Genomic DNA, 20,593 nt, shown 5'->3' with positions numbered 1-20,593 from the left:
GACTGGGGGACTCCCCGCAAGTGGTTCCAAGCAATCTGAGCACTTGGCCTCTGAGCTGCGAAAACACAACTGAAGATCGCCCACCAAGATCATCGTTGCTAGATCATTTGCTAGTTAAGGGCTTCCGTCAAGAATCCGACGGTCATGGTGGAGCATGGTAGAGAAGGCTGTTGGCCAGCATAAGTGCCAACGGCCTACTCGTGTTTTCGGCTCGCTATCGACGGTGCGATGTGGTGGAATCGGACACATCCCACCAACGGCGAAGCCCTGGACCGTGCGCACACACGGGCCAGGGCCTCTTGGACCGAGGAGAGCCACCTCCCCATGTCCCTCATTGACGATACCGACGAGACCACCCTTCGCACCTACTACATGATCCGCATGGGCATCATGTTCTCCACCATCTGCGCCGCCGGACTCTCCCTCGGCGACCAGAGCCAGCTCGCTATGAAGATCATGGGCTGGAACGGCTGGGGCGGGGGACAGGCTTACTTCCTGCCGGGGTCCGTGATCGCGCTGGAAGTCGTGTGCCTGATCATCTACAACGTGGTGCGCGACCACCACCGCAAGACGCTGATCTTCCGCTGGAGCATCGTGGCGACCGTGGTGTCCGCGAGCCTCAACGTCATCTGGAGCCGAATCCACAACGGCTACGACGTCCCCTCCGAGTGGCTCGTCTGGTACATCGCCGTAGTGCCCAACGCCATGCTCCTGGCTTCGCTCAAGGTGGGTACCTACCTCACGCCTCCCCGGAAGAAGCAGCCGCTTCCCCTGGCCGAAATTCCGGCCCAGGAGGAGGCTCAGGAGGAGCAGGAGAAGGTAGAAGAGGAGGAGCCGCTTCCCCCGCCGCCTCCGAATGAGGACGAGGAGCGCGAGGAGGAGGAGAAGCCGGAGCCTCCCAAGCCGCCGTTCATCTTCCCGCTTCCCGACTTCGGGCAGGAGCTTCCTCGCAAGACGGTCCTCATCTGCCTCAAGGAGATCGCTGAGCGGAAGACCGCCGATCCGTACGACGACCTGGCGGACCTGACCGGCGCGTGGCTAGAGCAGGAGCACAAGATGATCGGCAGGCGCGGCTGGATCAACGCCAAGAGGGAAGCCACCGCGCTGTGGGAGAAGGAGCCCGCCAAGTGGCGGCAGCTCCTCCTTGAGCGTCAGAGCGCCTGACAGAGCCCTTCCCGCACGCTGAGGCCCCCGAGTTCTCTCGGGGGCCTTTGTTGTACCGTCGGTCCATCCCCAACAACATAGGAGGTGCTCAGTGGTTCAGCTCCCTGGGTTGGTCGATCGGAAGGTGCTCCTGACGATCACCTACGGCTCACGCCAGCTCCATGTCTGCGAGACCAAGGTCATCCCCGGTCCGCACGGAGAGACCGTCACCGAGATCGTGGACTACAACCCGGAGCCGCCAGCAGGGCGCGACCCGTACGGAGCTGGCGCGGTCATCGCGATGGAGGACCTGCGCAAGGTCATCGGAGCGCTGGAGACCATCGCCACGAGACGCGGCCTGTGACCGAGCGCCTGTACTGCAAGGGCTGCGGCGCACCTGTCGCTTACGCCGAAAAACGCGTGGCGGTCTCGTGCAGCCTCGTGTGTCTCTACCTGCGCCCGAGGGTCACCCTCCAAGAGGCGCGCAACCGGATGATCGCCTACCTGTACGACGTCCGCCAGCTCCCCTCCACGAAACTCGGGGAGATGTACGGCATGGAGCGCAGCGAGGTGATCCGCGTCCTACGCCAGCTCGGCATCCCCATACGTCCGCCAGGCAAGGTGCCGTACGGCTCATAACGAAGCCCGGATTTATATCCGGGCTTTCTCTATTTGTACGCTCGAAGGGGGTTTTTCGAGGGTATGAATAGTGGAACAGGTAGACGAAGAATACTTTGACGAAGAACTGACTGACGAGACCGAGGCCGAACGACAGGCCCGGCTCGATACGGAAGTCGTCCTGGACGAGCTTTCGGCCGAATTCGTGTCCATGCTCGTGGACAAGATGATGGTGATCGTCGATACTCTGAGCGGCCATCCGCTGTATGAGTATCAGCGTCCTTTCGCCCGTCGGCTGATCGAGTCCGTCATCATCGGAGACGGCGCCACGATCACTGCGCTATTTTCCAGACAGTCCGGCAAGAGCGAAACGGTGGCCAATGTCGTCGCTGCGCTGATGATTATGCTGCCCGTTCTCGCCCGCATTTACCCGGACCTTCTTGGACACTTCAAGGAAGGGCTCTGGGTCGGCGCCTTCGCACCCGTGGACGACCAGGCAGACAACCTGTACTCGCGTATCGTGAGCCGTCTCACGAGCGAGCGGGCTATCGAGATCATGGCCGAGCCCGAAATCAATGACGCCCTGAAGGGCAAGGGGCGTACCGTGACCCTGCGGAGCGGCTCTCTGGTACGCCGCCAGACTTGTCACCCGCGCGCCATCATCGAAGGCCGGACGTACCATTTGATCCTCATCGATGAATGCCAAGGCGCGGATGACAAAATGGTCAACAAGTCCATCGCGCCGATGGGTGCCTCCACCAACGCCACAATGTGCTTCACAGGCACACCCAGCTATGAGAAAAACGTCTTTTACAAGGCCATCCAGCTCAACAAGAGATTGGCCAGTCGGCGCGGCTCTCGGGTCAATCACTTCGAGGCGGACTGGAAGGCTGCGGCGAAGGCGAACGCCCGCTACGGCAAGTACGTCAAGAAGGAGATCCTGCGCGTCGGAGAGGACTCCGACGAGTTCAAGCTGTCCTTCCGGCTGATGTGGCTGCTCGAAAAGGGAATGTTCACGACCCGCGAAGTCCTGGACTCCCTGGGCGACAAGTCCATGGAGGTCGTGAAGTACTGGCACCAGACCCCAGTGGTCGTCGGAATCGACCCCGCCCGAAAACAAGACTCGACCATTGTGACGGTCGTCTGGGTGGACTGGGACCGGCCCGACGAATTCGGAATGTATGAACATCGCGTACTCAATTGGTTGGACCTGGAGGGCATGGAATGGGAGGCACAGTACTACCGCATCACCGAATTCTTGAGTTCCTACAACGTGTTTGCCATCGGTGTCGATGTCGGCGGTGTGGGTGATGCCGTAGCCTCGCGCCTGAAAGTCCTCATGCCCCGCGCGAATATCGTGGAGATGGGATCCATGCCCGGCGACCAGTCCAAGCGCTGGAAGCACCTCAACCAGCTCCTTGAACGCCGGATGATCGGCTGGCCAGCGCACGCGAAGGCGCGTCGTCTGCGCACGTACAGGCGCTTCGTGCAGCAGATGGAAGACCTTCAGGTCGAGTTCAAGGGACCGAACATGCTGGCCGAGGCCCCAAACGAGACCGGCGCTTTCGACGACTATGCCGACTCGCTCGCGCTCGCCTGTGTGCTGACGCAGGAGACGCAGATGCCGGTCATGGAAGTGGCGAACAACCCGTTCTACTGAGCCGTTAACAAATGAAACTCCTCGGATTCTAGCCTGGAAACGTAGCTACGCTTTTCGAGGAGTTTCATCTAATGGCAGAAAACGTTTCTCCCCTCTCCCCGCACCCGGCCATCCCCGAGCGGGTTACGCCGGTCTACGAGCGCAAGATGGCGTCCAACCCCGCTCGGCGCGGCCCCCTGCGTTTCGAGGAGGGGATCGCGAGCGACACTGACGTCCCGAACGACTTCAGCCTTGGCGTGAACAACGGATACGTCACCGCGCCCGGCCGCCCCAACCGCGTGGCTCCGACCTGGGTTCAGCCGCCGGAGAAGACCCTCCAGCAGCGTGCGCACGTCGGCTCGGCTTCGTGGGTGGAGGCCCCGACCTACCTGGGCGAGTTCGCCCACGGCGGCCTGGGCAACAACGGCGAGGTCGAGTTCGAGCAGGTGGTCCGCTCCGGTGGCCACTACATGCGAACCAACCCGGCCCAGGTCAACGACTGATGACCCCTGCTGATCTCGACAACCGGTTCAGCCACCACCCGCCGGACGAGGAAGCGGTGACGGCCCATGAGACCGTTCGCCGCCTCTGCCGGAATCTGGCCGGATCACTGAACGAGATGCTCCCCGAAGGGCGTGAGAAGGCGCTGGCGATCACGCACCTGGAGCAGGTCATGTTCTGGAGCAACGCCGCCGTCGCCCGCACCAACTAGCAGACCGAGAGAGAGAGGTACCGCTTGTCCATCGATCTTCCCCGAGGCTCTGGCTACACCTTCCTGAGCCAGACCGTCCCGGCCTGGGCCGTGACCACCAGCATCTCAGGCACGCCGTTCCCCACCACGTGGGCAATCAAGATGACCGTCCCCGCCGGTATGAGCGTGAGTTCGGCGCAGGTGGCGATTGTGCGAAAGCCGGGCGCGGCAGGGCGTGTCCGCTCGGTCTTCTACGCCTTCCCTGACGAGCCGGGAGACTGGCAGGCGTTCCCGGTGGCGGCTTCCCTCTGGAGGGAAATTCCCGAGCCGGGCGCAGGCTGGGTGGCACTGAAGTACCCCTCGTCCGTGCCCGCACGCGATCAGGACTGGCACGGCTGGGTGATGCTGGAGTTCGCTGACCTCCCTGAGCTGCCGCACGTCATCCTGCCCGTGGCGCGACCGTACACCTGGGACGAGCGCCACTCCGGCTACGACGTGTACTCGTCCGTAGACTCGGCGACTGTTCCCCTTCCCCCCTATCTCGACCTTTCCGATCTGACGCCGCAGATGAGCATTCCGATGGTCGGTATCTCTTAACGCATTACAACTTCCCAAATCAACTCAAATAGCCTGGATTGTGTGATCAGCAATCCGGGCTATTTGCGTGAAGGGAGGTGATGCCATGAGCGGTTTCAATTTCTATGCCCCGTCACAGCAGGCCAGCGGTCTGTCTGTGTCTATCTCCCCACTGGGTCTGGTCGAACTGTCTGACCAGGAGTGGGAAGTATCCGGGCCGCGCCTCAACAGGTACGCAAGAAATTGGGCCTTCTATTGACCTGGGCTTCCATTGGGCTAGCCGCAGAGAATATGGGGAGCCCCAACTTACGTTCAACTACGTTCGCGCGCTGACCCGCTTCTCGAACGACTTCACGTTCTCTCGTGGCGTCAGCTTCACGTCTGCCAAGCAATACGAGCACATCATCCCAGCGCTTCTCAACCGCGTGTGGGAGACAGACAACGACAAGCCGACCGTGCTATCCGAGATGGCCGAGAACGGCGCTGTGTCGGGCGACTGCTTCGTCAAGGTCGCGTACGAGCGGAACTTCACTGATCCGGCCGGAAATTGGCGGCCAGGGCGTGTGCGGGTGCTGCCGCTGAACGCGGCTCACTGCTTCCCAGAATGGCACCCGCACGACAAGGAAAGATTGATTCGCTTCCGCCTCCGTTATAAATTCTGGGCTACCACAAATGACGGGACACGAAAGGTCTTCACCTACCAGGAGATCATCACAGAGGACTCCATCCAAGAGTGGGTAGATGACCAGCTCCTCGAAGAGCGGAAGAATCCGCTGGGTGTCATCCCGATCGTGCACATCCCCAATGTGGCGGTCTCCGGATCGCCGTGGGGCCTGTCGGACATGGATGACATCGTCCCCCTGAACCAGCAGTTCAACGAGCTGGCGGTGGCCATAGCCGACATCATCAATTATCATTCGGCGCCCGTTACCGTGATTACCGGTGCCCGCGTGAACAACCTGGAGAAGGGCGCCCGAAAAATCTGGGGCGGACTGCCGCCGGATGCCAAGGTCTTCAACCTGGAGAACGGCGTTGATCTCCAGTGGCCGCTCCAATTTCTGGAGATGCTCAAGCGCTCCATGCATGAGATGTCGGGCGTGCCGGAGAACGCTCTGGGCCAAGCTCAGCCGATTTCTAATACGTCCGGTGTTGCCCTGGCACTCCAGATGTTCCCGATGATGCAGAAATACAATGCGAAAAAGCGCCAGTACACGCAGGGACTTCGCAGGATCAATGAGCTGATCCTGCGCACGCTCTTCCTGTTCGAGCCCGCGACCCTTCGCTATGACCAGGCCACAGACGGCATCATTCAGCCCGGCCAGCCTGAGGTCATCGACCCGCGCGACCCGCTCGTCTACCAGACGGCTTGTGAATGGCCTCCGCCCTTGCCGGTGGACGACCTCATCAAGCTCAATGAGATCCAGCTCAAGATGGGCCTGGGCCTCGAAAGCAAGCGCGGCGCCCTCAAGGCGATGGGTGTGGAATTCGCCGATGAGAAACTGCAAGAACTGTTTGAGGAGCAGGTGCGCGACGTCAAGGAGTCGGGCGCCCTGGACCTTATTACCGCGCAAATCGCTTCTGCTATTCTCCAAATGACGGGAATGTCACCGCAAGGTGACGGAACCGCCGCCCCGCTCACTGGGACTACGAATTCGGATTCTGCGGGCAACACGCCTGGCACGGCTATCGGGCAACCGGCAGTCATGGCAGGTGCAGAAGAAACATTGATGACCGAACTCGTGACACAGGCTTATGGCGCGAAAACGCCGGAACGCCGAGATCCGGAGAATAAACTCTAGGGATCCGTGCTAAATGCCCGACCAGATCAGTGAGCAGACCGGCAGCGTCATCGACGCTCCGGAAATCCCGGTCCAGCCCTCCGGCCGGACGTACACCGCCGACGACCTCGCGCGGGTACGCCAGCAGGAGAAGGACAAGCTCTACGGCCGAATCACCGACGCCGAGGAGCGGACGCGCACGATGCAGTCCCAGCTTGAGGAGCTGCTGACCGCGCGCAGGACCGAGGAAGAGGCCAAGGCCGAGGCCGAGAGGCAGCGGGCCGAGGCTGAGCGCCTGCGGCGCGAGGAGGAGATGTCCGTACGGGATCTCCTCGCCACCCGCGAGGCGGAGTGGAACGCCCGAATCGAGCAGATCGAGGCCGACCGCGAGCGCGAGCGCATCCTGCTGGAGAAGGAGCGCCAGATGGCGCAGCTCCAGGCGTATATCCAGACCAGGGTCAACGACGAGCGGGAGCGCATCGCCCCCCAGCTCATCGACCTGATCACTGGCAACAGCCCCGATGAGGTTGAGGCGTCCATCGCCACGATGATCGCCAAGACCGACGCCATCACGTCGGAGCTGGCGGCAGCGCAGGGCGCGCTGGCCGCCGAGCAGCGGGGAGTGTCCGCAGCCGGATACACCCCGATGGATGGCCCCATGGACAACTCTCTGAACACGAAGACGTACTCCTCCTCCGAGCTAAACGACATGCCGATCTCCGAGTGGGCCAAGATCCGTGGCCAGGTCATCGGAGCGGCTTCCTCCAGCCGTGGAATCTTCGGATAGGAAGTACGTCCTTCATGCCTAGCGCAATCACCGGTACCCCCAACCTCAGCGCCAACCCGACGGCGTACACGGGCGGTGCTAACTCTCAGCTATCTCCGGTCATCCAGACCATCTGGAGCAAGGAGATTCTGTTCCAGGCGATGCCTGTGCTAAAATTCGAACAGTTCGCCGTGAAGAAGACTGAGCTGGGCGTTCAGCCCGGTTTGTCCATCAATTTTACCAGGTATAACAACCTCGGCAAAGCCAGTCAGCTCGTTGAAGGTGTGCGGATGCAAACCGCCGCGCTGACTGCCACCCAGTTCTCAATTACTGTCAGTGAGCACGGCTATGCCATCGGCGTGACCGAATTGCTCCTGAATGCGTCGTTTGACGACGTTATGGCCACGGCGTCCCGTCTGCTCGGGCGTAACATGGCTACCTACCTGGATGAGAGCGCGAGAAACACCCTGCTCCAGGCAACGTCGCACATCTACGGCTACGACAAGATCATGTCCTCGGCCGCGCAGACGCGGATGAGCCCGTTCGATCTGGGCACCCTTCCGACCGCCACGCAGGTGACCGGCGAGCCCAACGGCACGACCTCCATGCGCATGGGCCTGACCGGCAACTACCACCTCACGGTCTCAGCGATCAAGGACGGCGTCGAGACCCTCAGCACGAAGAACACCCCCAGGCTCGGGGACTCGTACGTCTGTTTCGTGCATCCTCACCAGAGCCGCCGACTGAGGGACGACCCGAACTGGATCAACATGACCCAGTACGCGTCCCCGGGGAACTTCCAGATCGGTGAGATCGGCCGTATCGACGATGTCGTTTTCATCGAGAGCACCCAGGTCAGCAAGCTGACGAGCGCCACTCGGGCGGAGCTGGGCGGCAAGTACGAGGACGTCTCGCTCGGCAAGGCGATCGACGTTCCCACAGGTCAGTCCGTGTACCAGGCTGTCCTTCTGGGTGACAACGCCTTCGGCCACGCGATCAGCCTGCCGGTCGAGCTTCGCGACGGCGGCATCCAGGACTTCGGCCGAGAGCACCTGCTGGCCTGGTACGCAATCTGGGGACTGGGTTTGATCACTGACCAGTCCGTGGTTCTGATCGAGACCAACTGATTTACCTGCTCATAGCCCCTATCGTATCACGGCGATAGGGGCTTGGGTACACTCACTGGGTATTAAGAAACCCCCGCTCTGGGCGTGAGAGCGGGGGTTTCCTCGTGTGACGGCTACTCGTTCAAGCGTCGTCGCGCTCAACTCGCAGGCGCAGGTGCCGGTACCACCAGCGGAACGCCCTCGCTGTGGGGATGGCGAACTCCTGCACAGGCTCGTCATCACCGTTCAGCACATCGAGCACCGCGTAGCAATCGCGCTCAGGCGGCTTGACATAGCCGACGGCCCGCGCCCGGTTCAGCGATCGGACGATGGATCCCCGTCCGCCGGGTGCCTCCGAGACGGTGTAGGTGCGGCCCTCGCCGTTCACCTCACGGAAGGCGGTGAGGGCTGCGGCGGCTGGGTGAAGCTCGGGGAGTTTGGTGGTGTGCATGCTGGGGTGCTCCTCTTCGGGGATAGTGCTTGATCGTGTGGGAGAGGGCTACTTGTCGGAGTTGAAAGCCGCCTCGTCCAGCGCCTTGTCTTCCAGCTCCACCACACCGTCCGGCCGGATCAGCCGGGCAAGGGACGCGCCGTGCTCAACCATCAGAAGATCGGCGTAGACAAGGGCCTGCCTGCGAGAGTCTCCAGCATCTTCCCGCCAGAAGACGCCGTGATCGGTGTACTCCAGGATCCACTGGTCTTCGCTCATTCGCTCATCCTCATCGTGGGCCAGCGGAACAGCAGCTCGTGTCGCTTCTCAGGGGTGCTGTAGTCCACGGGCGTGATGCCCTTCCAGGTGACCTGAGCCTTGGTCTGCTCCAGGGCCGCGAATCCGTAGGGGATGTTGTAGGTCACGTAGTCGATGACGTCACGGCGCGTCTTGCCGGGCCGAATTCCCGCCCAACTCTCCCAGGACTTCGCGGAGACCTCCACGAGGAAGTCATGATGCCACGGCCTGGCGCTGTTCCAGCGGACGACGGCATCGGTGTCAGCAAATCCGGCGAGGTATGTGATGTGCGAGGAGAGGACCATGCCGACGCCGAGATCCACGTCCTCCTCACCGTCCTTCCACCAGTCCATCCATGGGTCTCGATCGACCCGAATTTCGCAGCGGAGCCGCAGCTTCACACCTGCCTGCCCAAGAGCAGCTCCAGGTCAGTCCGGAGAAGGTCGAAGTCCCCAGCAGCGGTACGTACGGTAGCCATGGCGTTGGCGTGGAGGCCGCGTGCCTGCTTCGGCCGGGCGTCCAGGAAAGCGTTCAAGCGGTCCAGCGCTTGCTGTCGCGCGGTCGGCCGCAGGACCCATTCGGCTGCGCCGTCGGTGGCGTCCTTCACGGACTGGCTCGCTTCGACGACCTCGTACTCCCGGCCGTTCACGTGGACCGTAGGGTGCTTCACTGATCCTCCTTCTCCACCAGTTCGATCCACATACCGCGTCCGTCCACCTTGCCTTCGTAGCGGAAGTGTGCAACGAGGACGAGTTTGCCGTCAGGCTCAACGCGGAACACCGGATCGTCCTTCACGCCCCGGTTGTAGATGAAGACGGAAGGCGTCTCCAGGTCGATCACACCGGCTTCGGTGAGGAGCTTGAGGTCCGTGCTGAACGGTCTGTTACGGCTGACGAGCTTCGTCTCGGCCATCAAGTGCGCGTACTGGCCGCGCTCGACGAACATGGCTCCGCCGTCACTCTTGCGCGCTGCGATGACCACCAGATGCGCGCTGTTGTGTACGTGATGCTGGCCGATGGCCTTGGACCACGTTCGCGGCATGAACGTTTGGCTGTTGACGAAGAGCTTCACTGGTTCTCCTTGTCAGGGTGGGGGGTGCCCCACAGGATTTCGTGGATCTTCATGATGTCGCCCGCGTTTTCGGTGTAATTCGGCGGGATGATGGCGCGGATCGCTTCGACGATCTCTTCGGCCGCGTATTCCTTGCGGCGCTTGACGTTGCGACGGTTGGCGGCCTGGGCCTTGGTGAGCCGCTGCAAGTGGTCCCGTTCGAGGCACAAGCTGTTGCCACACATCACCACGGCGACCTCATCGTCTGCCAGGTCGCAAACCTGAGCGACGACCCAACGGCGGACGTTGATGTGCCCGCTGTTCCGCGCCCCTTCTTCATATACCGAGGAGTCCCAGTAGCGCGGGGCGCCCTTGCTGTCTGCTGAGCCGGTCCAGATGAGGCAGGTCTTTCCCCGGAATTCTCTACCATCGCGAACTCTTCGCGTGTTCGCGGCCAGAACGTCAGCGCTCATTGGAGGATTCGGAGTCCGTTCCTTCACGCCTTCTTCGCGTCGCTTCTTTGCGCGGTAGCAGGCTTGGCAGTCGTCTCCCCGAAATTCCGTCTTCATCGCGTGGCAAGTCGGGCACTCGTGCCCGTCCGGGTACCTCATGTAGACGAAGGTACACTCATTGATGCTTGACGTCAATCTCATTACTCAAATCGTGTACCAGGGAAACGCGGGTGAAGCCGAACCGGACATTAACATTTTTTCCGGGGCGAACTCCAAACTTGATGTGACTAGTCGTCGATCACGTATGGAGAAACTGTGGCTGGACGTCCGAGAAAGAATCCGCAGGACGTTACTGGGCGTATCGCTGAGGAACTCGCGGAGAAGCACGCTGACGAGCTGGCGGCCCGCGCTGGTCAGCTCTCGACCATCACCGGCACTGTTCCGGCCTGGGGCGATGAGCAGCCTGAGGTGGACTACACCAAGCCTGCCGAGCCGGTCTCGGAGGACGCGGGTGAGATCCAGATCGGCTCTGCCACGGGCGAGTCCTTCCGGCGAATTCGGGTGAACACGGATATCGACCAGATGACCGTTGGTGCTGGCACCTCCTACGACTTCAAGCGCGGCGTCGTCTACAAGGTCCCGTCGCACGTCGCCCTGGTGCTGGAGCAGAAGAACCTGGTGTGGCATTAGATGAGCGATCCCAACGACATCCCCGCTGAGGGCGAGTCCTGGCAGCTCATTGACGACTGGGGCGTTGGCCCCGGAATGCTGCTGGCCGGTGCTGAGGTCACGGTCCTCGGTATCTATCCGCCTGGCACTCCCGGCATCGGCTATTCGGAGCACGACTCCGCCGTTTGCCAGCACACGGGCCTGGACGGGAACACGCGATTCCTCGCCCTCGCGGTTCCCGATTTCATCATCATGTTCCGGAAGGTGTCGTAATGCCAGGTAACCCGACCGCGCACGGTGCGCGGACCAAGCTCAACTATTACGTCGGCAAGAACCTGGAGTACAGCGCTACCTTCCAGACCTACCTTGCTCTGCTGACCGCCAATGTGGCTGACAACGTCGAGATGACGTCACTTCCGGAGCTGACCACGCCCGGCTATTCGCGGCAGCTCGTTGCGTGGACGGATGCGACGCTGGCCCGGCCGAGCATCATCTCCAACAGCGGCATCATCACCTTCGGTCCGGTCACCCAGGATGTGACGGTGCCGATTACCCACGCGGTCCTGGTTACCGTTCCGGTAGGTACCACGGGCAAGGTTCTCTACAAGTGGCAGCTCGACTCTCCGCAGCAGCCGGTCAATGGCCAGGCTCTCCAGATCGCGGTGTCGAAGCTCTCCATCAGCGAGTCCTGAGACCGATTGACAAAAGCCCCCGATTTTCGGGGGCTTTTGTCATTAACAAACAAAATCGGGCAGAGCTGAGAATAGGAACGTGCCCACTACTACTGCTGATGTCATCGCTCGGGTACGGACTGAACTCGGCGACCTGGGCGCAGGCTTTCTCAAGTCTTTTGACGGCGGACACGACTCCTACGAGACCGGTGTCCGCAACATCGATGGCTCATCCGTCAGCGTGCGGATCCTGTCCGGCGGCGTGTCCACTCCGGTGGATCCGGAGCTGGTGATGCTCGACCTGCGGACCGGCCTGCTGAGTCTGGCCGAGCCGGTGCCGGTGGGGGACAAGCTGCTCGTCAGCGGCACGGCGTACGCGATGTTCTCCGACGCCGAGATCACGCGCTTCGTGCAGACGGCGGCCCGCCAGCACTGCCACGGCCAGACGCTCCAGACGCGCTACCGCGAGGAGACCACGGGCTTCATCCGGATCTTGCGGGTGGCCAAGACCTTGTCGAACCTGCCTGAGGTCGAGATCGACGCCGTGGCGATCCTGGCGACGATCGAGGCGCTGTGGACGATGCTCACCGATGCCTCCAGTGACACCGATATCTCCACGGCCGAGGGCACGCACCTGCCGCGTGGCCAGCGATTCGACCAGATCATGCGCATGATCGATCTGCTGACCGACCGCTACAAGAAGCTCTGTCAGCAGCTCAACGTTGGCCTGTACCGGATCGAGCAGGGCACGCTGCGGCGCGTCTCCTACATGACCGGCCGCTACATCCCCGTTTTCGCGGCCCGCGAGTACGACGAGTACGGCCCGCCGATCCGCCAGCTTCCCGACCGCGACATCCCCGACCAGGACGAGTCCGGCATCCCGTCGCCGGTGTGGGGCGGTTTTGGTTACTGATGTCTCGACTCGATAGGAAACGCGGGCGCTTCGACGCCACCTACGAAGCCGCTCTGGCTGATGACTCGATGGTGGATCACCAGGACGTGTGGGGCGACTGGGCGGAGTACTACCGCTACAGCAGCCAGGAATCGGCCTACCACGATGTCTATGACGAGCCCGCGTCCGGCGGCAGGGTCTTCCACGGCCCGATCCGGATCCCGGTGATTCGCCTGATCCGTGAGGAGGGCACGCCCGACCGCATGCCGGGCGGCCTGTACTGGACCGACAGCCTGCACGTGACGGTGCCGATCGCGGGCCTGGAGCTGGCGGGCCTGGCGGCCATGGACGTCACGCATGGCCAGTACGTCAGGGACCGGCTGGTCTATGACGACCGCGTCTACCGCGTCTCCCGCATTTCCGTGCTTGGCCAGATCCGCAGGCGTGATCTCGTCGCGGGCATCGATGCCGTTCAGCTCAAGCCCGAAGACCTTCGAGGGGATGCGCAGTTCTCGAAGTGGTACTTGACGGAGCGCCAGCCGGAATTGCCGCAGAATCCGTGACGGATTCCATTTTATAAACGTTTGTGTTTCCGCCCTTACTCTGAATGTGTAGTCGTTTCTATTAAGGGTGTGCATTGTGGATGAGGACGAGGACGAGGGCGCGATTGGCTGGGGCGAGTAACCAGTCATGCCGTGGGTGCTTCGCGAGGATCGCGCGATAAAGACGAGGCTTTCTGGGATCAGTCTTCCTGGTCTCACGGAGCCCGTTCCTGTGCGTTTCTCGCAGCCCGAACCCGAAGCCGCTGACATGACGTACCCCATCCTGGTTCTCACCCGGACAGGCGTCTATCAGGCTTTCGAACGCGAGCACCGAGGCCGTGTCCGCATTCCTTACACGCCCGAAGGTAAGGACCCGGTTCCTGACGGTGCACGCTGGGGTTACTACGCGGGATTTCCGATCCCTTTCGACATCGACTACCAGGTGTCGGTCTTCACTCGCGCGCAGGAGCACCAGACACTCCTGACGGTCGAGCTGGGGAGGGAAGCGCGGATCCCGCATCGCGGTGGCGCACTGCACATCCCGGAAATCGGGGTGCACGTGTCCATGGACGTTCAGGCGGGGCCGACATATTCATCCCGTCTGGACGCCGACAACAAGCGCATTTTCGAGACCTACTATCTGGTCCGCGTCGCCTCTGAGATGACGCCCTGGGACATTGAACGGCTCACCTTCCCCGATCGAGTCGCCGGGACACTTCGGCCCCTGCGCGACGACAAAGAGACAGAGCACTTCGACTTCGTCTACGAAGCCGAAGAGGACTAAAGAGGAGTTCAGTGGCCGAGTACCTAACCCCAGGTGTATACATCGAGGAGGATCTGTCTCCTCGCGGTGCCAATGGCTATGGTGACGCGCGGGCTGTGGCGGCATTCGTCGGGATCACGGAGAAGGGTCCGGCGCTTCCGACGAAGATCAAGTCGTGGGCGCAGTTCGTGAACCTTTTCGGTGGATTCATCTCCGGCAGTTATCTGCCGTACGCCGTCTACCTGTTCTACAAGAACGGTGGCGGCCAGTGCTACATCGTGCGCTCGACGCGTTCTGACGCGACGTACGCCACGGTGACGCTGAAGGATTCGACGCCGTCCGGTGCGCCGAACAACGGTCCGAAGGACGCGCTGAAGGTCACGGCGCTTTCGCCGGGAATCGGCGGTAACTCGCTGTCGGTGCACGTGGTGCCGACGGGTGCGCCTGCTGGCCGGTTCACGCTGATCGTCCGCGATTCCGGGCGAGAGGTCGAGCGGTTCGAAGACCTGTCCTCGAACCCCGACGACAGCCGCTATGCGGTGAACATCGTCAATAGCACGTGGGCTGGTTCGCTCGTGCTGCGGTTGACGAACGTCAAGATCACCGAGACCTACACCTACAGCGCGACCAACGATGTCATCCCCGCCCAGGACGGAACCCTGGGTACCGGAAATGACGGCGTCGCACCGTATGACATGGTCACGGCGGCGAAGAAGCTGGGTGACCTGGACGACAACATCGACCTCAACATCCCGGCCGTCGTCAGCGACTCCATCATCAACCCGGTCCTGGAGTGGGCGGAGAGCACCGGCAAGGTGTTCGTCGTCATCGACGGCCCGCGAGGTACTGAGGGCTCGACGTCCACGCAGATCGCCGCCGGTTACACGGGCCTGGTGCTCGGCTCGGACCCGTACCGGGCGACGTCGTACGGCGCCGTCTACGGTCCGTGGCTGATGGCCAATGACCCGGCCACGAACATGTACGGCGCGGTCAGGCTGCTGCCGCCGGGTGGTGCGGTTCTCGGGCGTTTCGCGCGCAATGACTCGGTGCGGCATGTGGCCAAGGCCCCGGCCGGTACGGAAACGCGGCTCGATGGTGTTCTCGCGGCTGAGTGCAAGTTCACTCCCGCTGAACTGGACGACCTCGCGGACAACCACATCAATGTCATCCGGCTGGTGCCCGGAAATGGCATCTGCATCATGGGTTCGCGGACGTTGAAGCGCGAGCTTCCCGACCGGTATGTGCCCGTCCGGCGCACGCTCATCATGCTGCGAAAGCAGCTCGGCGACATCACGAAATTCGCCGTGTTCGAGCCGAACGGCCCGGACCTGTGGCAGGTCATCAAGATGACAGTGGACCGTTATCTGCTGGCTCAGCTTCGGCAGGGAATTCTCGCGGGACGCAACGAGAGCGAGGCTTTCAACACCATCTGCTCGGACACGAATAACACGCCGCAGACCATCAACGCGGGTCGTGTAAATGTCGATGTCCGTGTCGCGTTGCGGTATCCGGCCGAATTTATCGTCATTAAGGTCGGTCAGTGGGATGGACAGACCTCGACCGAAGAGAACTTCTAAGAGAGAGGTCTGTGAGAAATGCCTACTGGACACCTTCTGACGTCTGATCCGCTGCGGAACTTCAAGTTCAAGGTGGCGTTTTCGCGGGGTGGTGCGAATGGCACTGCCGGTATCGAGCCGCCCACGCAGATGGGCTTCATGTCCGTCTCCGGACTTTCCGTAAATACCGATGTAATTCCCTACCGAGAGGGTGGGTATTCCACTTCGCCGCATAAGCTCCCTGGCCAGACGGATTTCCAGCCGGTGACCCTTTCCAAGGGCCTGATCGTCGGCGACGAGGGTAGCTTCATGATGCGCTGGATGCGCACCGTCATGGCCGTCTCATCCGGCGGTGACATGGGGCTCGGAACGCCGCAGGCGACGCAGGGATACGATTTCCGGGTGGACGTGGAAATCCAGGTTCTCAACCACCCGGTCATGGAAGGCGACGGCGATGTCCGCGCCCGGTTCAAGCTCTACAACGCGTGGCCTACGACGGCTAGCTTTTCCGACCTTGACGCCGGAGCAAATCAGATCATCGTCAACCAGATGACGTTGGTTCACGAAGGGTTTGGATTCACGATCGCGCCGAAGTCGGCCACCGGAACCGCCCAGGAGTTCTCCTCTGCGGGCTGACGTTAATATCTGAGGCGGTAATTCTCCTAACGTTATGTAAGACGAGCCCGTCGCATATTAAGGAGAATTACCGCCTTGGAAACGCACTCGGACATCACCTATCGGAACCCGGCCACGGACCTTGCGGCTGCTGCCGACATGCAGCGCGTCCTGGAGGACATGAACCCCCTCCCGCAGCCGGACGTACCCACAGACGATGTCGTCGAGCTGGCGTGCGGCCTGACGCTGGACGGCCAGGTGATCACTCTGGCTCGGGTGCGTGAGCTGACCGGCGCCGACGAGGAGGCCATCTCCCGGGCGGCGCTTTCGTCTGCTCCGGAGGCGTTCCTGACGACTCTCCTGGAGCGCGGTACCGTGGCCATCGGTGACCGGCCCGCCACCCCCGATCTCCTCGGCCAGCTCGTGGTGGGCGACCGTGACATGCTGCTGCTCGGCATCCGGCGAGCCACCTACGGCGAGAGCATCGATTACGAGCTGACCTGCGGCGGCTGCGGGCAAAAGCTCGGCGCGACCGTCGGCCTCGATGAGATCCCCATCACCAAGAGTCCCGTCCCCGGCGCCACGGAGTTCGAGGTCACCTTGAAGCGCGGCGTCGTCGCGAGGGTGCGCCTGACGCGGGGCGTGGATCAGAACGCGGTCGTCCACGCCGCCCGCGCGGGGAACCTGACGATCGCTGAGGCTGACACGCTGCTCCTGGCCCGCACGGTCATCTCCCTGCGCGGCCCGTCGGGCGCCACGCGCCCGGTCGCTGGCCAGATGGATGCCGAGGTCGCGATGCGTGATCTGGGCCTGGCGGATCGCGCCACCCTCCTGGAGGAGCTGCGCAAGCGCCGCGTCGGCCCGGACGAGGACGGCGTGCCCATCACGTGCGCAAGCTGCGCGCATGAGCAGAAGGTGCAGGTCACCCTGTCTGCCCTGTTTCGCTGGAACTAGCGATTACCGGCGCGTCGTGGATACCGACTCCGACCTCGTTCTCACCTACGGGTGGTCCGTCGGTGACGCGCGTGCTCTGACTGTGCGCGAACGCAGATATTACGTGGCGCTCGCCAGATGGCGCCTGGAGAGGCAAAGGGCCAATGGCTGAGACGTACCTGCTGGAGGCTAACGACCTCGCCAAGAATCTGCGGGACAACACCAAGACGCTGGTGGAGGTTCAGCAGACCTTCGCGAAGGTCCTGGCCGTGATGTCGCGCACCGGCAGCGGATTCGGCTTCGCAGCAGGTACAGGCAAGGGCAGCTACAACCCCACCACCCAGGCCCAGCAGCAGTCCTACCTCCCGGCCCGCCAGGGCTCCTATCTGCCGACCGCCAGGGCAGCCACCGGCCAGCAGCAGTCAGGCAGCGGCTACATCCTGGGCAACGTCATGGCCCCGGGATTCAAGCCGCCGAGCTACGGCACCAGCTACAACAACGGCGGTGCGGCAGCAGCCGGTGGCGGCGGCTCCAGTCAGCCCCCGAACGGCGGTGGCGGCGGAGGCGGGGGAGGGGGCGGCTACAACAACGGCGGCATGCCGCCAGCCGGAAGCGGTGGCAGTGGCGGTGGTGGCATGGCGGCTACCGGCGGGGGCGGCTACAACAACGGCGGCGTACCCCCGGGCAGCTCCGGCAGCTCGGTCCCAGGCAATCCCTTCTCCAGCATCCCGCCGACGCAGCGGCCGACCGCTCAGGAAGTCAGGCTGCCGTCCGGTATCGGTAGCCTGGCGGGCTTCGCGTGGGACTTCGCCGCCGCCTACGGCGACTCCAAGCGCGGCAAGATGCAGGAGATGCACGCCTACGCCTCCAGGGCGGCCCGGCAGATGCCTGCGGTCGCCTACGGCGGGGATCCGAACCGTCGGCGGGACGCCATCCGGCAGCAGACCTTCGGCCAGGACGCGACCAGCAGCTACAGCTTTTGGAGCTACAACCATCAGGACGCCCAAAACTCGAACTGGATGATGGGCAACCTGATCGGCACCCGCAATTTCCAGGGCTCCCCGCAGGCGCAGCAGCAATGGCGGGACTTCACCGGCCTGGCTGCTGCCAACCCGTACGCGTCGGCGACGAGCACCGCCAACCTTGAGGCGTACATGCGCTCCCCGCAGGCGCAGCGGCGCAGCGTGCAGATGGGCATCGGCGACACCTACGCAGGCGGCGGGAAGTACAAGGGCACGATCGACAACCTCTACGGCTATCTCGATTCCATCTATGGGCCGTGGGGCGGTGAGAAAATCGGGATGTCGGAATTCATGAAGTCCATGAAGCCGGGTCAGCTCGCTTCCGCGTCCTTTGAGAATTACACCGCTGGCATGGACGAGGAGATGAAGTCGAATGTCCGCGCCCAGCTCGATGCCATCGTCACCGTCAGCGAGCACGGCCTGAGCCAGAACGACTACAAGAAGGCACTGACCGATCTCACCCTCGACGATGCTGTTGACGGCAACAAGGCGAAGATCAGTGCCGCTCAGGAGAAGCTCAAGAAAGCCGGGCTCGCCGACGACACGATCAACACGCTGAAGCGATCCGAGGCGGTTACCAACGCCAAGGACGCGAACACGAACGAGAACTTCATGGGCGGCATGAAGACCGCCACCGAGCATCTGACCACGTTCAACAAGGCGTTCAACAACCTGTTCAAAACGCCTTTCGGAAAATGGTTGGTCAGCCTCACGGGATATGTCTCCACGGTCAATCCCTCGGTGCAGAACGGGTTGTCCATCGGTGGGTCGATCATGGACTCCATCCCGGGCCTGTCCGGTGCGAAGTCGTTGCTGGGCGGGATCCTCGCGCCGGGTGGTACGGCCACGGAGGCGTCCTCGTCCGCGCCTTTGCCGCCGGAGGCCGGATCAGGGAAGCCGGGGTCGAAGAACTCGGCCAAGAAGGAGTCGAGCAGCTCGCCGAACGTGGCGAGAGGCGTCATCGATGCGGCGCTGTCGAAGGTGGGCGTGCCGTACTCCTGGGGTGGCGGCAACGTCAAGGGGCCGACCCTGGGCACTGGGCGCGGCGCGAAGACTGTGGGCTTCGATTGCTCCAGCCTTGTGCAGTACGCCTACTGGCAGGGGGCGCGGATCAAGATCCCGCGTGACACCTGGAGCCAGATGAACGATGCCAAGGGCCGTAACGTCTCGGCGAAGGAGGCACAGCCCGGAGACCTCATCTATACCAGTGGCGGTGGCCACGTGAAGATGCTGATCAACCGGGGTGCCTACGTGCACGCGCCGCAGACCGGAAAGAACATTCAGGTCGTCCGAACGCGTAATCCTTTCGCGGGCGCGATCAAGATCAAGAGCTGGCTCAAGGGGCCGCGCGCTGGCGTGTCGCCCACTGACGTCCCCAGCGCCAACGTGCGTGATGGTCAGCCGCAGCGCGAGGAGGCCGGGCCGCGCAAGAACGAGGTATCGGCCCCCAGCGAGTCCGGTACCGAGGTCATCGGCGACGGCTCTACCAGCGTTCAGGGCACCGGCTCGCCCAGCTCCGGCGTCGCGAACTCGCTGGGGTCGGTCGAAGAGGTGGACGCGATCAAGGCTTTCTTCGGCTCGCGCGGCACCGGCAGCAGTGACATCGAGAAGGCGCAGAACGAGTTGGCGATCAAGGAAGCGCGTGACGATCCGTCCACGCTCACCGAGGCCAAGAAAGTGGGCGTCAAAGAAGGCAGCGACGTCAAGATCCCGTCCGTGCCGAAGGGGTCAGGCACCGCCGAGAGCAACAAGAAGATCGGCAAGAAGATGGCGGCCGAGCTGGGCTGGACGGGCAAGCAGTGGCGAGCCCTGGAAGCTCTGTGGCAGCGCGAGAGCGGATGGAACCACAAGGCCGACAACCCGACCAGCGACGCCTACGGCATCCCGCAGGCGCTCCCCGGATCCAAGATGGCCAGCGCCGGTAAGGACTGGGCCACCAACCCCGCCACACAGATCGAATGGGGCCTGGGCTACATCAAGAGCCGCTACAAGACACCGGCCAAGGCGCTGGATTTCTGGCAGCGCGCCGTACCGATCGGCGGCCGGAAGGTAGGCCACTGGTATGAGCAGGGCGCCTGGGAGATCCCCGAGGACGGCCACCAGGCGGTGCTGCACAAGGGGGAGATGGTCGTGCCGCGCCGCCCGGCCGAGCGGATCCGCGATGCGCTGCTGAAGGAGGCCGTGGCCCCGAATTCCCTGTCTGACCGCGTGGCCGGTGGCGGCGGCGGGGGTGGGGGGCTGACCTTCAACTTCGGGCCGGGCTCGATTCAGCTCACCGTCGGCGCCGGAGCCAATGTCGCTCTCGCCCGGCAGACGGCAAGCGAGGTCTTCTCGGAATTGGAGCGCCTCCAGCGAACCAAGCGCATCTCGAAGGGACGCTAGAA

The 20,593-nt window shown here is 62.8% G+C and carries 26 protein-coding genes; 20 read left to right on the top strand and 6 right to left on the bottom strand.

Annotated elements, in window-relative coordinates; translation table 11 throughout:
• Positions 1–324: 324 nt before the first annotated feature.
• From ACIBCT_RS35830 to ACIBCT_RS35785, 10 genes are all read left to right on the top strand, one after another.
• Complete coding sequence (locus ACIBCT_RS35830) at positions 325–1,164, top strand: hypothetical protein (protein ID WP_399196417.1); 840 nt, start codon at positions 325–327, stop codon at positions 1,162–1,164.
• 91 nt (positions 1,165–1,255) lie between these two features.
• Positions 1,256–1,507 (top strand): hypothetical protein, encoded by a 252-nt coding sequence (locus tag ACIBCT_RS35825; protein ID WP_399196415.1) that lies wholly within the window; start codon positions 1,256–1,258, stop codon positions 1,505–1,507.
• Between the two features lie 77 nt (positions 1,508–1,584).
• Positions 1,585–1,782, top strand: a complete 198-nt coding sequence (locus tag ACIBCT_RS35820) for a hypothetical protein (protein WP_399196414.1) — start codon at positions 1,585–1,587, stop codon at positions 1,780–1,782.
• A 70-nt stretch (positions 1,783–1,852) separates the two neighbouring features.
• Positions 1,853–3,421 carry a hypothetical protein gene (locus tag ACIBCT_RS35815; RefSeq protein WP_399196412.1) on the top strand — a complete coding sequence of 523 codons (1,569 nt, stop codon included), beginning with the start codon at positions 1,853–1,855 and terminating at the stop codon, positions 3,419–3,421.
• 71 nt (positions 3,422–3,492) lie between these two features.
• Entirely contained in the window at positions 3,493–3,903 is a 411-nt protein-coding gene (locus tag ACIBCT_RS35810) for a hypothetical protein (protein WP_399196410.1), read from the top strand.
• On the top strand, positions 3,903–4,112 hold the full coding sequence (locus tag ACIBCT_RS35805; protein WP_399196408.1) for a hypothetical protein: 210 nt from the start codon (positions 3,903–3,905) through the stop codon (positions 4,110–4,112). The genes ACIBCT_RS35810 and ACIBCT_RS35805 overlap by 1 nt, the downstream gene beginning before the upstream one ends.
• Before the next feature lie 24 nt (positions 4,113–4,136).
• On the top strand, positions 4,137–4,688 hold the full coding sequence (locus tag ACIBCT_RS35800) for a hypothetical protein (RefSeq protein WP_399196406.1): 552 nt from the start codon (positions 4,137–4,139) through the stop codon (positions 4,686–4,688).
• A gap of 104 nt (positions 4,689–4,792) precedes the next feature.
• On the top strand, positions 4,793–6,466 hold the full coding sequence (locus ACIBCT_RS35795; RefSeq protein ID WP_399196404.1) for a phage portal protein: 1,674 nt from the start codon (positions 4,793–4,795) through the stop codon (positions 6,464–6,466).
• Positions 6,467–6,479: 13 nt separating this feature from the next.
• Complete coding sequence (locus tag ACIBCT_RS35790; RefSeq protein WP_399196402.1) at positions 6,480–7,232, top strand: hypothetical protein; 753 nt, start codon at positions 6,480–6,482, stop codon at positions 7,230–7,232.
• A 14-nt stretch (positions 7,233–7,246) separates the two neighbouring features.
• Positions 7,247–8,338: a N4-gp56 family major capsid protein gene (locus ACIBCT_RS35785; protein ID WP_399196400.1), complete on the top strand. Its 1,092-nt coding sequence runs from the start codon at positions 7,247–7,249 to the stop codon at positions 8,336–8,338.
• A gap of 121 nt (positions 8,339–8,459) precedes the next feature.
• Here the strand turns inward: ACIBCT_RS35785 and ACIBCT_RS35780 are convergent, their stop codons facing one another.
• From ACIBCT_RS35780 to ACIBCT_RS35755, 6 genes are read right to left on the bottom strand one after another with little or no spacing between them, the layout of a single operon-like run.
• Entirely contained in the window at positions 8,460–8,768 is a 309-nt protein-coding gene (locus tag ACIBCT_RS35780) for a hypothetical protein (protein ID WP_399196398.1), read from the bottom strand.
• A gap of 48 nt (positions 8,769–8,816) precedes the next feature.
• Positions 8,817–9,026, bottom strand: a complete 210-nt coding sequence (locus ACIBCT_RS35775) for a hypothetical protein (RefSeq protein ID WP_399196396.1) — start codon at positions 9,024–9,026, stop codon at positions 8,817–8,819.
• Complete coding sequence (locus ACIBCT_RS35770) at positions 9,023–9,397, bottom strand: hypothetical protein (protein WP_399196394.1); 375 nt, start codon at positions 9,395–9,397, stop codon at positions 9,023–9,025. Before ACIBCT_RS35770 ends, ACIBCT_RS35775 begins: the two co-directional genes overlap by 4 nt.
• Positions 9,398–9,441: 44 nt before the next feature.
• Positions 9,442–9,714: a hypothetical protein gene (locus ACIBCT_RS35765; RefSeq protein WP_399196392.1), complete on the bottom strand. Its 273-nt coding sequence runs from the start codon at positions 9,712–9,714 to the stop codon at positions 9,442–9,444.
• Positions 9,711–10,115, bottom strand: a complete 405-nt coding sequence (locus tag ACIBCT_RS35760; protein ID WP_399196390.1) for a hypothetical protein — start codon at positions 10,113–10,115, stop codon at positions 9,711–9,713. The genes ACIBCT_RS35765 and ACIBCT_RS35760 overlap by 4 nt, the downstream gene beginning before the upstream one ends.
• The gene (locus tag ACIBCT_RS35755; RefSeq protein ID WP_399196388.1) at positions 10,112–10,567 is read right to left on the bottom strand and encodes a hypothetical protein; all 456 of its coding nucleotides are present in this window, start codon (positions 10,565–10,567) and stop codon (positions 10,112–10,114) included. The genes ACIBCT_RS35760 and ACIBCT_RS35755 overlap by 4 nt, the downstream gene beginning before the upstream one ends.
• Positions 10,568–10,861: 294 nt before the next feature.
• Between ACIBCT_RS35755 and ACIBCT_RS35750 the strand changes: the two genes are divergently transcribed.
• From ACIBCT_RS35750 to ACIBCT_RS35705, 10 genes are all read left to right on the top strand, one after another.
• Positions 10,862–11,236, top strand: a complete 375-nt coding sequence (locus tag ACIBCT_RS35750) for a hypothetical protein (protein ID WP_399196386.1) — start codon at positions 10,862–10,864, stop codon at positions 11,234–11,236.
• A complete protein-coding gene (locus tag ACIBCT_RS35745) occupies positions 11,237–11,488 on the top strand; it encodes a hypothetical protein (RefSeq protein WP_399196384.1) in 252 nt (83 codons plus the stop codon).
• Positions 11,488–11,907, top strand: a complete 420-nt coding sequence (locus ACIBCT_RS35740; RefSeq protein WP_399196382.1) for a hypothetical protein — start codon at positions 11,488–11,490, stop codon at positions 11,905–11,907. The genes ACIBCT_RS35745 and ACIBCT_RS35740 overlap by 1 nt, the downstream gene beginning before the upstream one ends.
• A gap of 79 nt (positions 11,908–11,986) precedes the next feature.
• Positions 11,987–12,799: a hypothetical protein gene (locus tag ACIBCT_RS35735; RefSeq protein ID WP_399196380.1), complete on the top strand. Its 813-nt coding sequence runs from the start codon at positions 11,987–11,989 to the stop codon at positions 12,797–12,799.
• The gene (locus ACIBCT_RS35730) at positions 12,799–13,341 is read left to right on the top strand and encodes a hypothetical protein (RefSeq protein ID WP_399196378.1); all 543 of its coding nucleotides are present in this window, start codon (positions 12,799–12,801) and stop codon (positions 13,339–13,341) included. The genes ACIBCT_RS35735 and ACIBCT_RS35730 overlap by 1 nt, the downstream gene beginning before the upstream one ends.
• Positions 13,342–13,552: 211 nt before the next feature.
• Positions 13,553–14,104, top strand: a complete 552-nt coding sequence (locus ACIBCT_RS35725) for a hypothetical protein (RefSeq protein WP_399196376.1) — start codon at positions 13,553–13,555, stop codon at positions 14,102–14,104.
• Positions 14,105–14,115: 11 nt separating this feature from the next.
• Positions 14,116–15,660, top strand: coding sequence for a phage tail sheath subtilisin-like domain-containing protein (locus ACIBCT_RS35720; protein WP_399196374.1), 1,545 nt, complete (start codon positions 14,116–14,118; stop codon positions 15,658–15,660).
• An 18-nt stretch (positions 15,661–15,678) separates the two neighbouring features.
• On the top strand, positions 15,679–16,275 hold the full coding sequence (locus ACIBCT_RS35715; RefSeq protein ID WP_399196371.1) for a phage tail protein: 597 nt from the start codon (positions 15,679–15,681) through the stop codon (positions 16,273–16,275).
• Positions 16,276–16,350: 75 nt separating this feature from the next.
• A complete protein-coding gene (locus ACIBCT_RS35710) occupies positions 16,351–17,208 on the top strand; it encodes a hypothetical protein (protein WP_399196369.1) in 858 nt (285 codons plus the stop codon).
• A gap of 143 nt (positions 17,209–17,351) precedes the next feature.
• A complete protein-coding gene (locus tag ACIBCT_RS35705; protein ID WP_399196367.1) occupies positions 17,352–20,591 on the top strand; it encodes an NlpC/P60 family protein in 3,240 nt (1,079 codons plus the stop codon).
• Positions 20,592–20,593 lie beyond the last annotated feature (2 nt).

The organism is Streptosporangium sp. NPDC050855 (assembly GCF_044456585.1).
GTDB lineage: Bacteria > Actinomycetota > Actinomycetes > Streptosporangiales > Streptosporangiaceae > Streptosporangium > Streptosporangium longisporum.
This window is presented reverse-complemented; position numbering and strand designations above follow the sequence as displayed.

Coding starts and splice junctions, on each gene's coding strand:
- ACIBCT_RS35830 (WP_399196417.1), top strand. CDS start 325: ATGTCCCTCATTGACGATACCGACGAGACCACCCTTCGCACCTACTAC.
- ACIBCT_RS35810 (WP_399196410.1), top strand. CDS start 3,493: ATGGCAGAAAACGTTTCTCCCCTCTCCCCGCACCCGGCCATCCCCGAG.
- ACIBCT_RS35805 (WP_399196408.1), top strand. CDS start 3,903: ATGACCCCTGCTGATCTCGACAACCGGTTCAGCCACCACCCGCCGGAC.
- ACIBCT_RS35795 (WP_399196404.1), top strand. CDS start 4,793: ATGCCCCGTCACAGCAGGCCAGCGGTCTGTCTGTGTCTATCTCCCCAC.
- ACIBCT_RS35790 (WP_399196402.1), top strand. CDS start 6,480: ATGCCCGACCAGATCAGTGAGCAGACCGGCAGCGTCATCGACGCTCCG.
- ACIBCT_RS35785 (WP_399196400.1), top strand. CDS start 7,247: ATGCCTAGCGCAATCACCGGTACCCCCAACCTCAGCGCCAACCCGACG.
- ACIBCT_RS35780 (WP_399196398.1), bottom strand. CDS start 8,768: ATGCACACCACCAAACTCCCCGAGCTTCACCCAGCCGCCGCAGCCCTC.
- ACIBCT_RS35775 (WP_399196396.1), bottom strand. CDS start 9,026: ATGAGCGAAGACCAGTGGATCCTGGAGTACACCGATCACGGCGTCTTC.
- ACIBCT_RS35770 (WP_399196394.1), bottom strand. CDS start 9,397: ATGGACTGGTGGAAGGACGGTGAGGAGGACGTGGATCTCGGCGTCGGC.
- ACIBCT_RS35755 (WP_399196388.1), bottom strand. CDS start 10,567: ATGAGCGCTGACGTTCTGGCCGCGAACACGCGAAGAGTTCGCGATGGT.
- ACIBCT_RS35745 (WP_399196384.1), top strand. CDS start 11,237: ATGAGCGATCCCAACGACATCCCCGCTGAGGGCGAGTCCTGGCAGCTC.
- ACIBCT_RS35740 (WP_399196382.1), top strand. CDS start 11,488: ATGCCAGGTAACCCGACCGCGCACGGTGCGCGGACCAAGCTCAACTAT.
- ACIBCT_RS35730 (WP_399196378.1), top strand. CDS start 12,799: ATGTCTCGACTCGATAGGAAACGCGGGCGCTTCGACGCCACCTACGAA.
- ACIBCT_RS35715 (WP_399196371.1), top strand. CDS start 15,679: ATGCCTACTGGACACCTTCTGACGTCTGATCCGCTGCGGAACTTCAAG.
- ACIBCT_RS35705 (WP_399196367.1), top strand. CDS start 17,352: ATGGCTGAGACGTACCTGCTGGAGGCTAACGACCTCGCCAAGAATCTG.